Origin of the sequence: Streptomyces himastatinicus ATCC 53653, from assembly GCF_000158915.1 — a bacterium.
GTDB classification, from domain to species: Bacteria; Actinomycetota; Actinomycetes; order Streptomycetales; family Streptomycetaceae; genus Streptomyces; species Streptomyces himastatinicus.
Map to the genome: position 1 here is coordinate 6,421,098 of NZ_GG657754.1, position 13,880 is coordinate 6,434,977.

9 protein-coding genes, 1 tRNA gene and 2 pseudogenes are annotated in these 13,880 nt (G+C 72.6%); 8 read left to right on the forward strand and 4 right to left on the reverse strand.

Annotated features, from left to right (window positions below; all coding sequences use genetic code 11):
- From SSOG_RS27305 to SSOG_RS27325, 5 genes and pseudogenes are all read left to right on the forward strand, one after another.
- Positions 1-185 (forward strand): annotated as a pseudogene (locus SSOG_RS27305) (hypothetical protein); the annotation flags it as partial.
- The gene (locus tag SSOG_RS27310) at positions 182-2,503 is read left to right on the forward strand and encodes a xanthine dehydrogenase family protein molybdopterin-binding subunit (RefSeq protein WP_009717492.1); all 2,322 of its coding nucleotides are present in this window, start codon (positions 182-184) and stop codon (positions 2,501-2,503) included. The pseudogene SSOG_RS27305 and the gene SSOG_RS27310, both read left to right, overlap by 4 nt.
- Before the next feature lie 4 nt (positions 2,504-2,507).
- Positions 2,508-3,472: pseudogene (locus SSOG_RS27315) on the forward strand (GNAT family N-acetyltransferase).
- Between the two features lie 64 nt (positions 3,473-3,536).
- Positions 3,537-3,926, forward strand: a complete 390-nt coding sequence (locus SSOG_RS27320; protein WP_009717494.1) for a DUF3592 domain-containing protein — start codon at positions 3,537-3,539, stop codon at positions 3,924-3,926.
- Between the two features lie 85 nt (positions 3,927-4,011).
- Positions 4,012-4,737, forward strand: a complete 726-nt coding sequence (locus SSOG_RS27325) for an SDR family NAD(P)-dependent oxidoreductase (RefSeq protein WP_106516670.1) — start codon at positions 4,012-4,014, stop codon at positions 4,735-4,737.
- A gap of 1 nt (position 4,738) precedes the next feature.
- Here SSOG_RS27325 and SSOG_RS27330 read toward each other — a convergent pair whose 3' ends face one another.
- The 4 genes from SSOG_RS27330 to SSOG_RS27345 form a co-directional block, all read right to left on the reverse strand.
- The gene (locus tag SSOG_RS27330) at positions 4,739-5,509 is read right to left on the reverse strand and encodes a sulfite exporter TauE/SafE family protein (protein WP_009717496.1); all 771 of its coding nucleotides are present in this window, start codon (positions 5,507-5,509) and stop codon (positions 4,739-4,741) included.
- Positions 5,510-5,630: 121 nt separating this feature from the next.
- Entirely contained in the window at positions 5,631-9,647 is a 4,017-nt protein-coding gene (locus SSOG_RS27335) for a non-ribosomal peptide synthetase (RefSeq protein WP_009717497.1), read from the reverse strand.
- A gap of 311 nt (positions 9,648-9,958) precedes the next feature.
- A tRNA-Cys gene (locus tag SSOG_RS27340) sits at positions 9,959-10,033 on the reverse strand.
- 127 nt (positions 10,034-10,160) lie between these two features.
- Entirely contained in the window at positions 10,161-11,045 is an 885-nt protein-coding gene (locus tag SSOG_RS27345; RefSeq protein WP_039938828.1) for an alpha/beta fold hydrolase, read from the reverse strand.
- 157 nt (positions 11,046-11,202) lie between these two features.
- Here SSOG_RS27345 and SSOG_RS27350 point away from each other — a divergent pair, with 157 nt between their 5' ends.
- From SSOG_RS27350 to SSOG_RS27360, 3 genes are all read left to right on the forward strand, one after another.
- Positions 11,203-12,108, forward strand: a complete 906-nt coding sequence (locus SSOG_RS27350) for a LysR family transcriptional regulator (protein WP_009717499.1) — start codon at positions 11,203-11,205, stop codon at positions 12,106-12,108.
- A gap of 106 nt (positions 12,109-12,214) precedes the next feature.
- Positions 12,215-12,775: a cysteine dioxygenase family protein gene (locus SSOG_RS27355; protein WP_009717500.1), complete on the forward strand. Its 561-nt coding sequence runs from the start codon at positions 12,215-12,217 to the stop codon at positions 12,773-12,775.
- Between the two features lie 98 nt (positions 12,776-12,873).
- A complete protein-coding gene (locus SSOG_RS27360; protein WP_050799984.1) occupies positions 12,874-13,872 on the forward strand; it encodes a YeiH family protein in 999 nt (332 codons plus the stop codon).
- Positions 13,873-13,880 lie beyond the last annotated feature (8 nt).

The following is a 13,880-nucleotide window of genomic DNA, read 5'->3' on the forward strand; positions in this document are numbered from 1 at the left end:
ACGCCGTGCGCGAGGTCGTGGCGGCCCGTGAGGCGGCCGACGAGGCGGCCGAGGCCGCGGACGCCGCCGCCGAGGACGAGGCGGCGGCCCACGACCCGGCCCGCATCCCGCGGCAGGCGGGTCCGCCCGGCACCGGGAACCGGGGCGACGGCGGCAACGGCAGCGGTATGGGAAGGGCATCATGACCGGAATCGCGGACGGCGCGGGAGCCGTCACCGCAACCCCCTCCGCCGGAACGCCCGTCCCCCCGCCGCCCCACATGGGCCTCGGCGTGTCGCTCCAGCCCGCCGACGTGACGGCCAAGGCGTCCGGGACCTTCCCGTACGCGGCCGACCTGTGGGCCGAGGGGCTGCTGTGGGCCGCCGTGCTGCGCTCACCGCATCCGCATGCCCGCATCGTCTCCATCGACACCTCCCCGGCCGCCGGGATGCCCGGGGTGCACGCCGTGGTGACCCATGCCGACGTCCCCGGTGACGCCTCCCACGGCCGCCGGGTCGCCGACCGGCCGGTGTTCGCCAAGGACCTGGTGCGCCACCACGGCGAGCCCATCGCCGCCGTCGCCGCCGACCACCCCGACACCGCCCGGCTGGCCGCGGCCGCCATCGCCGTCGAGTACGAGGTGCTGGAGCCGGTCACCGACCCCGAGCAGGCGTTCTCCGCCGAACCGCTGCACCCCGACGGCAACCTGGTCCGCCACATCCCGCTGTCCTTCGGCGATCCGGAGGTCATCGGCGACGTCATCGTCGAGGGCCTGTACCGGATCGGCCGCCAGGACCCGGCGCCCATCGGCGCCGAGGCGGGCCTCGCCGTACCGCGCCCGGACGGCGGGGTGGAGATCTACACGGCCTCCACCGATCCGCACGCCGACCGCGATCTGGCCGCCGCCTGCTTCGGCCTGGAGCCGGAGCGCGTCAAGGTCGTCGTCACCGGCGTCCCCGGCGCCATGGGCGAGCGCGAGGACCCCGGTATGCAGCTGCCGCTCGGGCTGCTCGCGCTGCGCACCGGCCACCCGGTCAAGCTCGCCGCCACCCGCGAGGAGTCCTTCCTCGGGCACGCCCACCGCCACCCCACCCTGCTGCGCTACCGCCACCACGCGGACGGGCAGGGCAAGCTGGTGAAGGTCGAGGCGCAGATCCTGCTGGACGCGGGCGCCTACGCGGACTCCTCGGCGGAGACCCTGGCCGCCGCCGTGTCGTTCGCCTGCGGCCCGTACGTCGTCCCGCACGCCTTCATCGAGGGCTGGGCGGTCCGCACCAACAACCCGCCCTCCGGCCATGTCCGCGGCGAGGGCGCGATGCAGGTGTGCGCCGCGTACGAGGGCCAGATGGACAAGCTCGCGGCCAAGCTCGGCCTCGACCCGGCCGAGATCCGGATGCGCAACGCCCTGGCCACCGGTGATCTGCTGCCCACCGGGCAGACCATCACCTGCCCGGCGCCGGTCGCCGAGGTGCTCCAGGCCGTCCAGGACGCACCGCTGCCCGACCTCCCCGCCGACGACCGCGAGGAGGACTGGCTGCTGCCCGGCGGCCCCGAGGGCGCGGGCGACCCGGCCGCGGTGCGGCGCGGCGTCGGCTACGCGCTCGGCATGGTGCACATGCTGGGCGCCGAGGGCGCCGACGAGGTGTCCACCGCCACCGTCAAGGTCACCGGACCGGTCGCCACCGTCATCTGCGCGGCCGTCGAGACCGGCCAGGGCTTCACCACCCTGGCCCGCCAGATCGTGCAGGACGTCCTCGGCATCGAGGAGGTCCACGTCGCCCCCGTCGACACCGACCAGCCCCCGGCCGGACCCGCCTCGCGCGGCCGCCACACCTGGGTCTCGGGCGGTGCGGTCGAGCGTGCCGCCAAGATGGTCCGCACCCAGCTGCTCCAGCCGCTGGCGCACAAGTTCGGCATGTCCACCGAGCTGCTGACCATCGCCGACGGCAAGATCACCTCGTACGACGGCGTCCTCAGCACCACCGTCGAGGAAGCCCTCGAGGGCAAGGAGCTGTGGGCCACCGCCCAGTGCCGCCCGCACCCCACCGAACCGCTCGACGAGACCGGCCAGGGCGACGCCTTCGTCGGCCTCGCCTTCTGCGCCGTACGGGCCGTGGTGGACGTCGACATCGAGATCGGCGCGGTCCGGGTCGTGGAGATGACCGTCGCCCAGGACGTGGGCCGGGTCCTCAACCCGCGCCAGCTGCGCACCCGTATCGAGTCCGGCATCGCCCAGGGCATCGGTGCCGCCCTCACCGAGAACCTGCGCACCTCCCGCGGCGTCATCCGCCACCCCGACCTCACCGGCTACGCCCTCCCGACCGCCGTGGACGTCCCCGACATCCGCATCGTCAAACTGGTCGAGGAACGCGACGTGGTGGCCCCCTTCGGCGCGAAGGCGGCCAGCGCGGTCCCGGTCGTCACCTCCCCGGCGGCGGTCGCGGCAGCCGTCCGAGCAGCCACCGGCCGCCCGGTCAACCGTCTCCCGATCCGCCCTCAGGCAGCGGTGGTCAACCGGACGTAGCCACATGCTCATGGACCCCTACGCACTGCGCCCGTACCGCGGCGCCGAGGACCACGAGGCCATGGCCGCCGTGCGGCGCGGCTGTGCGGCACGGGACGGGGCCGACGCCCGCTCGGTCGTGGAGGGCGTCCCGACGGCGGCCGAGATCGCCGAGACCTCCGCCGCGCTGGACGACCCGTCCCGTAACCAGGTCCTGGTGACGCACGGCGGAAGCGTCGTCGGGTATGTGACGCTCAGGTGGTGGGAGGAGCGGGACGGTACGTGGCTGTACCTGCACCGCGGTCACCTCCTGCCCGAGCACCGCGGCCGGGGCGTCGGCACGGCCATGCTGGACTGGGCCGAGACCCGCGTCCGCCACCTCATCGGGGAGCACGGGACCGCACGGACGGCCGTCCTCGGCGCGAACGCCACGGCCACCGAGCGGGACGCCACCGCGCTGCTGCTGGACGCCGGTTACCGGCGTGTCTTCAGCCTCGTCGAGCTGGAACTGCCCGATCTGCGCCAACTGCCCGGCCCCGGCCGCCCCTTGCCGCCCGGCTTCACCCTCGGCCCCATCGGGCCCGCCGACTACCGCGCCGCCTGGCAGACGGTCGTCGACTCCTACGCGAACGCCCCCTTCACCGAGACGTGGACCTTCGAGGACTTCCTCGCCACCGCCGATCCTGCCTGCTGGCGAGCCGTCCGGTAGGTCGACCGGACTGCCGGTGTTCTCCTTATGGCCTCGCTGCGCCGTTCACGACCCGTTACGGTCGGCGAGGTCGAGGAGCTGAGCGTCGACGCGGACTTCCGCCGCCTGGGCCTCCGGCCGGGCCGTCCTGCTCGCCGGGACTGCGCGCCCTTCGCGCCCAGGGCGCGACGACCGCCCGCCTCTACACGGGCACGGCCAATCCGCACCGCTCCTACGACCTCTACGAAAGCGTGGGATTCCGGCGCCGGAACGAATACGTCCGCTACCGCCGGAGCAACTGAAGCCCCAAGGGCGCGCGTCCTTCCCCATGATCCCCTTGGCCGTGGTTTCGGAAGGTGTCCGCTCGTGCCCCTCCTGCTCATGTCGATCAGTACGGTCTTCCTCCTGGCCATCGCGCTCTGGACCCCCGCCCGGGCGCACTGGCTGAGGCGGACGGGCCGGCAGGCGGAGGCACAGGTGACCGGCCACCGGGTGGTCGACCGGGGCGAGGACCACCACACCGAGCTGACCCTGGCCTTCACCGACCACGACGGCCGCCACCGCGAGTTCGAGACCCGACTGCTGACCACACGGGCCGCCCCGGACGTCGGCACCCGCGTCCCGGTCGGCTATCCCGCCGACCGTCCGGAGGAGGCCCGGATGCTGACGTACACCTGGCGGGCGACCCGGTCGTATCTGGCGTTCCTGCTGCTGGGCGTGATGTGGATGACGGCGCTGGTGCCGCATTTCCAGTAGCCGGATAATCGGTGTCGCCCGGCGGCCGTCGTTTGCTAGTCCTTGCGGTATGCGGGAGACAGCGCGGACGGACCATGTCGCCATCGTGACCGGAGCGAACCACGGCATCGGGGCGGCGACCGCCAGAGCGCTCGCCGCGCGCGGTGTCGCGGTGCTGTGCGCCCACCTCGGGCCGGGCGGCGAGGAGGTGGCGGAGGGGATCCGTCGTACGGGCGGGAGGGCCGCGGCGTTCGAGGCGGATCTCGGCGACCCCGCCGCGTCCGGGACGCTCTTCGACGTCGCCGAGGAGCGCCTCGGGCCGGTCGACATCCTGATCAACAACGCCTCGGGGTGGGTGCAGGACACCTTCACCCCGGATCCGGCCGACCGGTTCGGACGGCCGCTCCAGCCCGTCACCGCGGAGACCTGGTCGCGGCAGTTCGCCGTGGACGCGATGGCCCCGGCCCTGCTGATCGGCGAGCTGGCCCGGCGCCACCGGGCGCGGGGCGCCGGGTGGGGGCGGATCGTCGGGCTGACGTCGGGCGGTGACCTCGGCTTTCCCGGTGAGGTCTCGTACGGCGCGGCGAAGGCCGCCCAGGTCAACTACACCCTGTCCGCCGCCGTGGAGCTGGCCGACCTGGGCATCACCGCCAACATGGTGCACCCGCCGGTGACCGACACCGGGTGGGTGACGGACGAGGTGCGGGAGTTCGTCGCGTCGAGCGGCACCCACTTCCACGTCGCCGAACCGGCGGAGGTCGCGGAGACCATCGTGTTCCTCGCGTCCGACGCGGCCGGGCTCGTCACCGGCAACACCATCACCCTCCGATGAGTCACCGAAGTACCAGCTGCACGATCGCCGCCGTCCCCACCGTCACGATCAGGGCCCGCAGCGCGGCCGGGCTGAAGCGGCGGCCCACCGCGGCTCCGGTCATGCCGCCGAGGGCGGAGCCGACCGCGATGAGGAGGACGGCCGTCCAGTCGAAGTGGGCGGCGAAGAGGAAGAACAGCGCGGCGATGGAGTTCACGACGGCGGCCAGCACGTTCTTGATGCCGTTGAGGCGCTGCATCGGCTCGTCGAGGAGCATGCCCATGATGGACATGTAGATGATGCCCTGGGCGGCGGCGAAGTAGCCGCCGTAGACGCTGGCGAGCGTCAGCCCGAGCAGCAGCAGCGGCCCGACGTCCCGCCGGGCGGAGTCCTGCGGCCTGGCCTCGCGGCGGGCGCGCACCTTCTTGGAGATCAGCGGCTGGAGGACGACCAGGACCAGCGCCAGGCCCACCAGCGTCGGCACGATCCGCTCGAACGCCGTGCTGGGCAGCGTCAGCAGCAGCGTGGCGCCCCCGAGGCCCCCGACCAGGGCCCCGGCGCTCAGCTTCAGCACCCGCCGCCCCTGTCCCACCAGCTCCTTGCGGTAGCCGATGGCTCCGCTGATGGAGCCGGGTATGAGGCCGAGCGCGTTGGACACCGTGGCGGTGACGGGCGGCAGCCCGGTGGCGAGGAGCACCGGGAACGTGATCAGCGTCCCGGACCCCACCACGGAGTTGATCCCGCCCGCACCCACTCCCGCCGCGAAGACGGCCACCATCTCCCACGGCGTCACGCCGCCACCTCCTGTTCGCTGCCTGAGGGAAGTCTCATGGGCCTGACGCTAGACGGTGATCGCTTCGTTGTCCGCCGAAGCCTTCCGGGCGGGGCGCTGGTGGGCGCCCGCCCGGAAGGGGTCAGGGGTGGTGGGTGGCGTCCAGGGCCCGGGCCAGGGTCGGGCCGACCACGGTCAGGGCCTGCTCGCGCAGCAGGTGGTAGTGGTGGGCCGGGACCCCGTGGACCTTGACCTCGCCGGACACGTACGGCTGCCAGGACTCCGGGACGTGCAGCGCGTCGCGCTCGTAGCCCGGGATCTCCTCGTCGGCGGTGAAGAGGAGCAGGTCGCCCTCGAAGCGTTCGGGGGCGAACTTGCGCATCAGCTCCTGGTCGTTGAGGAAGATGTCGAGCAGCGGGAAGCCGTGCTCGCCCTCCAGGAGCCGCTTCGGCAGGCCGGTTTCGCGGCTGAGGTCGGCGATCAGCTGGTCGCCGTCGTCGATGCCGTCGGGGTGGGCCTCCAGCCAGCCGGGGGCGAAGATGTCGCCGCCGCCGATGTTGTCCAGCAGGACGCCGAGCCACTGGCGCTTGCCCAGGTCCGGGAGGTCCGGCAGGGCCTGGTCGTTGTCGGGGTAGGCGTCGATGACGGTGAGGGTGGCGACCTCTTCGCCCTCGCTCTGGAGACGGGTGGCCATGGCGTGCGCGATGAGCCCGCCGAAGGACCAGCCGAGCAGGTGGTACGGGCCGGTGGGTTGGACGGTGCGGATCTGGTCCAGGTAGTCGGCGGCCATCTCCTGGACGTTGGCGGGCAGCACGTCGGGCTCGGTCAGGCCGCGCGCCTGGAGGGCGTACACGGGCTGGTCGGGCGCGAGGTGGCGCATCAGGCCGGTGTACGACCAGCCGAGGCCGCCGCCGGGGTGGACGCAGAACAGCGGCGCGCGCTCGCCCTCGCCGCGCAGCGGCAGCAGGGTGTCGAGCGGGTGCAGCTGGGGCGCGTCGGCGGGGGTGGCCTCGTCGAGGCGGGCCACCAGACGGGCGACGGTCGGGGCCTCGAACAGGTCCCGCATCGACAGCTCGGTGTCCAGGGCGGTCCGCGCCTGGCTGGCCAGCTTGGAGGCGAGCAGGGAGTGGCCGCCGAGGAGGAAGAAGTCGTCGTCGATGGTGACGTCGGGTATGCCCAGCACCTCGCCGAAGAGCGCGCACAGCGTCTCCTCGCGGGGGGTGCGGGGCGCGCGGCCGCCGCGGGCGGCCTCGTGCGAGGGCACGGGCAGCGCGGCCCGGTCCAGCTTGCCGTTGGGGCTCAGCGGCAGCGTGTCGAGCACCATGAACGCGGTGGGCACCATGTGCTCGGGCAGATCGCGGTGCAGCATCTCGCGGGCGGTGGCGACGCACGGCGCGGTGCCGCCCTCGGCCGTCAGATAGGCCACCAGACGCTGGTCGCCCGGCTGGTCCTCGCGCACGATCGCCGCGGCCTCCGCGACGTCCGGCAGGGCGCGCAGCGCGGCCTCGACCTCACCGGTCTCGATGCGGAAGCCGCGCAGCTTGACCTGGTCGTCGGAGCGGCCCAGGTACGCGACGCCGCCGTCCGGCAGCCGCCGGGCCAGGTCGCCGGTGCGGTACATACGGGCGCCGGGCGCGCCGAAGAGGTGGCCGTACGGGTCGGGCACGAAGCGCTCGGCGGTCATCGACGACCGGTCGTGGTAGCCGCGGGCGAGCTGCGGCCCGGCCAGGTAGACCTCGCCGACGGCCCCGGCGGGGGCGTGCCGCAGGGCGGAGTCGAGGACGTACAGGCGGCTGTTCCACACCGGGGCGCCGATCGGGACCGGGCCCCTGTCGCCGGGCTCGCAGGTGTGGGCGCTGATGTCGACGGTGGCCTCGGTGGGCCCGTACACGTTGTGCAGGGGTATGCCGGGCAGCAGGGTGTGGAAGCGGTCGACCGTCTCGCGCGGCAGCGCCTCGCCGCCGCAGAACACCTGGCGCAGGCTGTCGGCGCACCGCTCGGCGACGTCCGGCTCGGCGAGGAAGGCGCGGAGCATCGACGGCACGAACTGGAGGGTGGTGATGCGCTCTTCGCGGACGGTGCGCACGAGGTACGCGGGGTCCTTGTGGCCGCCGGGCTGGGCGAGCACCAAGGTGGCGCCGCTGACCAGCGGCCAGAAGAACTCCGCGACCGAGGCGTCGAATCCGGCCGGGGTCTTCTGGAGCAGCCGGTCCTCGGGGGTGAGGGGGTGGCTGCCCTGCATCCATTCCAGGCAGTTGACGATGGCGCGGTGGGGGACCAGGACGCCCTTGGGGCGGCCGGTGGAGCCGGAGGTGTAGATGACGTACGCGGGGTGCTCGGGGTCGAGCGCGACCCGCGGAGCGTCGGTCTCTTCGGACACGACGGTGTCGTCGAGCAGCAGCCGCTCGACCCCCTCCGGCCCGTCCGCCGCGGGCAGCTGCTCGGTGTGCTCGGCGCGGGTGACGAGGAGCGCGGGCGCGGCGTCGTCGAGCATGAACGCCAGCCGGTCGGCCGGGTAGTCCAGCTCCAGCGGCAGATACGCGGCGCCCGACTTGAGCACCGCCAGCAGGGCGACGACCAGCTCGGGGGAGCGGGGCAGGGCGACGGCGACGGTGCGCTCAGGTCCCGCGCCGCGCGTGGTCAGGCGGGCGGCCAGCCGGTCGGCGGCGCGGTCCAGCTCGGCGTAGCTCAGCCGGGTGCCGCCGAAGACGACGGCCTCGGCGTCGGGCGTGCGGGCGGTCTGCGCCGCGAACAGCCCGGGCAGCGTGGTGCCCGAGGTGGGGTGCGCGGTGTCGTTCCACTCCTCGGCCGCGCGCCGCCGCTCCTCGGCGGACAGCAGCTCGATGGCGCCGACGGTGCGCTCCTTGTCGGAGGTGTCGGAGAGGGTGCGCAGGAGTTCCAGATACCGCTCGCGGTGGGCGATGAGACTGTCGGCGGTGTAGAGGTTGGAGTTCGCGTTGAGGTCGATGCGGATACCGCTGCCGTCGGAGCGGTCGTATCCCATGATCGAGAGGTCTTCGACGGTTCCGTTGGACAGGTTGTGCCCGATGACGCGATGTCCCGCGAAGTCGAAGTCGTAGTCGTACGTCATGATATTGACGTGCGGGCCGAGGAAGCCGTTTCCGCCGTCCGGGAGGTGGAGATCCCGGGCCAGGTCGATATGGCGGTAGCGCTGATGGCGCAGCGCCTGCCGGACTTCCCGTGAGACCTGTCGCACCAGATCCCGTATCCGCATATCCGAGCGCACCTGGATGCGCAGCGGCACCACATTGGCGAACATCCCCGGAATCCCGCGCAGCGTGGCATCGGTCCGGGCGGTGACCGGCAGCGTCAGAATGATGTCGGATTTACCGGTCAATCGATGCAGATAGGTGGCGGTCGCGGCGATAATCATCGCCGACCAGTGCGTCGCGTATTTACGTGCCGCGGCGCGCAGCTCGACCGCTTCCGCCTCGGTCAGGTAAGCGGTCTCCCGCAGCACGCTGGAGAGCTCGTCGCCGGGGCGGCCGGAAAGCCGGGCGGGTTCCGGGGAATCCGCGAAGTGTTCCGTCCAGTACGCGCGGTCCTTGGCGAAATCCTCCGACGACCGGTATTCCTCGTCCCGGTCGAGCATGGTCCGCAGGGAGCCGAAAACGGTTTCTCCCGCGACCGGGTCGCCGCTTTCGGTGAGCGCGGTGTAGATCTCGGCGGTGCGCCGGCCCAGCAGGGCGGCGCTGCCCGCGTCGGAGACGATGTGGTGGGTGCCCTGGTACCACAGGAAGCAGTCGTCGCTCAGCTTCAGCAGGGCGAACGAGAACAGCGGGCGGGCGTCCAGCTCAAGACCGGTGGCCAGGTCGTGCTTCATCCAGCGGACGGCGGCGGCGTGCGGGTCGGGCTCGCCGCTCAGGTCGAGGACCGGGAAGTCCCAGTCGGTCACCGGGTCGAGGACCTGCCAGGGCACTCCGTCGTCCTCGCCGACCCGGACGTTGTACGGCTCGGCTTCCGCGACCGCCTGACGCAGTGCCCGCTCGAATATCGCGGCGTCTATGGGGCCTTGGATCTCAAGGTATTCGCCGACCTTGAACGTCGTGCTCTCCGGCGGCTCCAGCTGCTGAATGAACCAGATCTCGCTCTGGCCGGTCGACAGTGGCAGACGGGTGGCCGGTACGGCGGGCTGCACATTTCCCCCAGACGGAACACAGGATCACAGGTCGAAACAAAGGGTGCCTGTTCAGTCACGGCGGGTTCTCCGCTCCCGGACGACAGGCACCACTGTGACCCTATGCGTCGAAAACGCACTCACTGCGGGGGGTCGGAGACCATTCAGTGGGGAGAATGTGAAAAAGGTCAGGTGGCCGCTTGTGTGAACGCCGTTAGCGAATCTGAGCATGCGCCTCGTAAGGGCTATGTGTCCAGAGGGTTTCCGGTAGTTCACCGGGGCAGATGTCCGGCGGGGGCATGAAGAGCGCCCCACGAGAGCGTGGGGCGCGATGGAGGCCGTGGCGGGATTCGAACCCACGTAACTCGCTTTGCAGGCGAGCCCCTGAACCACTCGGGCACACGGCCAATGTCGTGCTTGTGCTTACGACCATACGGAGCGGTTCAGGGCGCATCAATGGTTCGGCGGGCGCTGCCATATGACTGACATACGCCGTTCACAACGGCCGTTCATACGCGGCCGCGGGCACGGCCGTCAGGGGCCGCCGGGCGCGTGCGGGTGCTCCAGGAAGTCCTCCACCACGGGGCCGAACAGCTCCGGTTCGTCCACCCAGGGGTAGTGCCCCACGCCGTGCAGCGGCCGGGCGCGCCCGGCCGGGAACGACTCCGCGACCAGCTCCCCGGCCCGCACCCCGGTCACCGCGTCCCGGTCCCCGGTGATCACCAGCACCGGGCACGGCACCTCGCGCAGCCGCGCCAGCACCGCGCGGCGGCCCGCCTCGTCCACGCCCTGCCAGAAGCCCGCGCGCGGCACCGGGCCCAGCTGCTCGCCCTCGGCCGCCGCATGCGCCCGCTGCGGCTCCTCCCAGCGGCCGTACGCCATCGGGGCGGCCTTCAGCAGCAGCTCCCGGACCTCGGCGAGGTCGGTGGTGTCCGGCAGCATCTGGATCGCCACGTACGCCTCCTGCCACCACGGCTCGTCGGCGCGCGACTCGAAGATCTCCCGGGCGTCCTCGGGCAGTTCGCCCTGCATCCGCGCGCCCGGGCAGACCAGGACCAGCTGGGTGAGGTGGTCCGGATGGGCCGCCGCGTACGCCTGCGCCGTGGCCGCCGCCGCGTCGTGGGCGAGCAGCGCGAAGCGGGTGAGCCCGAGGTGGCGGCGTAGCGCCTCCAGGTCCTCGGCAAGACCCGGGAACGCGTACTGGCTCGGATCGGCCGCGGGCGGTGAGTCCCCGGTGCCGCGGCTGTCGGGGATGACCAGGGTGCGGTGCGCGTCGAGACCGCCGAGGTCGCCCAGGTACGCGGCGTTCCGCCCCGGCCCGCCGGCCAGGCAGATCAGCGGCGGCCGCGCGGACCCGTCGCGGGCCTCCAGGACGCGGTAGGCCAGCTCCGTTTGGTCGTACGACGTGTAGTGCGGCATAAGGCCAGCCTGCCTGATCGGAAGGGGTATCGGCGGTGTGACTTCGGAGATCGGGTGATGCGGGACGGGCTGGAGGGACAGGTGACTCAAAAGCGCCGAGAGGGGTGATGTTCCGTTACCCCAAAACGCGCTTATGTTTTCCCACTATGATGCCCGTGTGTTCGATTCCCGGCACATCAGGACGTTCCACGAGGTGGTGCGCGCCGGTTCCTACTCGGCCGCCGCCCGGGAGCTCGGCTATACCCAGCCGGCCATAACGCAGCAGATGAAGGCGCTCGAACGGACCGTCGGCAGCCCGCTGTTCATCCGTGTGGGCCGCGGCATGCGGCTCACCGAGGCGGGCGAGACGCTCGCCCGGCACGCCGACACCATCCTCTCCTCCATCTCCGCCGCCCAGGCCCAGATGAACGCCATCACCCGGCTGCGCGCCGGACGGGTACGGGTGTGCGCCTTCCCCAGCGCCAACGCCACCCTCATCCCCGAGGCCATGGCCCGCCTCGCCGCCACCCACCCCGGGGTGCGGGTCGACCTGCTGGAGGGGGAGCCGCCGGACTCGCTCGACCGCGTCGTCCGCGGTGAATGCGACATCACCCTCGCCTTCACCTATCCCGGGCTGCGCGAGGAGACGCCCCCCGAGCTCGTCGAGATCCCGCTGATGGAGGACCAGCTGACGGTCCTGCTGCCGAGCGGGCATCCGCTGGCCCGGCGGCGGGCCGTCAAGCTCGCCGAGCTGAGCGGGGAGCGGTGGATCGCCGGATGTCTGCGCTGCCGCGCCAACTTCCTGCACGAATGCGCCGAGCAGGGCTTCGCGCCCGACATCGCCTTCACCACCGACGACAACCTGGTGGTGCAGAGCATGGTCGCGGCCGGGCTCGGCGTCGCGATGATGCCGGGGCTTGTGCTGTCCTTCCTCTGCCACCACAAGGTCACCGGGCGCGCCCTCGAACCGGCGTCGCGGCGCCATGTCTCGGCGTATGTGCTGCGCGAACACCTGGAAATACCGGCGACGGCACGGGTGTTGGAGGAGCTGAAGACCGTGGCCGGGAACCGCGTGGGCTGCTGACTCGCCGTAGAGGCCATATATAAGCGGCCATATATAAGCGGAAGTTGGCCCCCGCCCAACAAACTGTCGTTGGACGTGATGGACGGCGCGTCCGCACGCTGCCGATATGACCACCGCGTATCCGTCCTCTCGTGTCACGGCCCCCATCGGCGCCTTCGTCGACGGCGTCCGCGAGGCCGTCGGACGCGGCCTGCCGCCCGATGTGACCGCCTACCTGGTGGGCGAACGCCTCGCCCCCTACCTCGGCTCGCCCGATCTGCTCACCCCCGCCCAGCGCGAGGGCCACCCCGACCGCTACCGCCAGCACGTGCTGCACGCCGAGCCCGACGGGAGCTTCTCCGTCGTCGCCCTGGTGTGGCTGCCCGGCCAGCGCACCGGCGTCCACGACCATGTGTCGTGGTGCGTCACCGGCGTCCACGAGGGCGAGGAGCACGAACGCCGCTACCGCCTCGTCCCCGACGGCCCGGCCTCCCGGCTGGTCGCCGTGGAGGACGTGATCAACCCGCAGGGCGCGGTCTGCGGCTTCGCGCCGCCCGGCGATATCCACAGGGTGTGGAACGCCTGCGGTACGAAGGCGATCTCGATCCACGTCTACGGCGCGGACATCGTGCGGCTGGGCAGCAGCGTCCGGCGGGTGTACGAGGCCCCCGCGGTGGACGACCTGTGACCGGGCCGGAGCGTGACGCCGTGCGGGTGACGACATGGCGGTGACCGGAGCGCCCACCGGGGCGCCTGCCGCGACAATCGCGGGCTTCCCGGCGCCGGATGCCCGCCCCCGCGTACGGGCTCGGGTTGGCCGCCTGCGGGGTCGCGGTGGCGTGGGCGGTGCACCGGGTCGTGCCCGCCGTACCGCTGCTCACCGCCGCCGTCGTGCTCGGCATCGGCGCCGCGCACCTCCCCGGCACCCGGGGGCTCGTACGCGGCCGCGGCCGGGCCGGGCTCTCCCTCGCCGGGAAGCGGCTGATGCGGCTCGGCATCGTGCTGCTCGGCCTGAAGCTCAGCCTGAACGACGTCCTCGGCCTCGGCTGGGCCACCGTCGCGATGGTGTTCTGCGTGGTCGCCGCCACCTTCGGCGGCACCTGGTGGCTCGGCCGGCGGATGGGGCTGCGCGGCGACCAGCCGCTGCTGATCGCCACCGGCTACTCGATCTGCGGCGCGTCCGCGATCGGCGCGGTCAGCGAGGTGTCCGACAGCGACGAACGGGACGTGGCCACCTCCGTCGCGCTGGTGACGCTGTGCGGCACGCTCGCCATCGCCGTACTGCCCCTGCTCCAGCAGCCCCTGGGCCTCGGCGACGCGCAGTTCGGCCGCTGGGTGGGCGCGAGCGTGCACGACGTCGGCCAGGTCGTGGCGGCCGCGCAGACCGCCGGGCCCGCGGCGCTGAAGGAAGCGGTGCTGGTCAAGCTGATGCGGGTGGCGCTGCTCGCCCCGCTCGTCGCCGCGCTCGCCGTGTCCGTACGGGCCAGGGCCGGAGCCCGGCGCACCACCACCGCTGCGGCCCGGCGGCCCCCGCTGGTGCCGCTCTTCGTGGCCGGGTTCCTCTGCATGGTCGCGCTGCGCAGCACGGGCCTGCCGTCCGCCGCCGCGCTCGACGCCGCCGCCACCGGCCAGGAACTCCTGCTCGCCGCCGCCCTCTTCGGCCTCGGCAGCGCGGTCCACCTCCCCTCCCTCACCCGCACCGGCGCCCGGGTCGCGGTGCTGGGCCTGTGCGCCTGGGGAGTGATCGCGGGGGTCTCGTACGCGGGCGTGCTGCTCACTACCTGACGCAGCCA

What these genes read in the sequence shown, in the direction of transcription:
- SSOG_RS27355 (WP_009717500.1), top strand. Translation starts at nt 12,215, where the DNA reads ATGACCACCGCGTATCCGTCCTCTCGTGTCACGGCCCCCATCGGCGCC.
- SSOG_RS27360 (WP_050799984.1), top strand. Translation starts at nt 12,874, where the DNA reads ATGCCCGCCCCCGCGTACGGGCTCGGGTTGGCCGCCTGCGGGGTCGCG.
- SSOG_RS27310 (WP_009717492.1), top strand. Translation starts at nt 182, where the DNA reads ATGACCGGAATCGCGGACGGCGCGGGAGCCGTCACCGCAACCCCCTCC.
- SSOG_RS27345 (WP_039938828.1), bottom strand. Translation starts at nt 11,045, where the DNA reads ATGCCGCACTACACGTCGTACGACCAAACGGAGCTGGCCTACCGCGTC.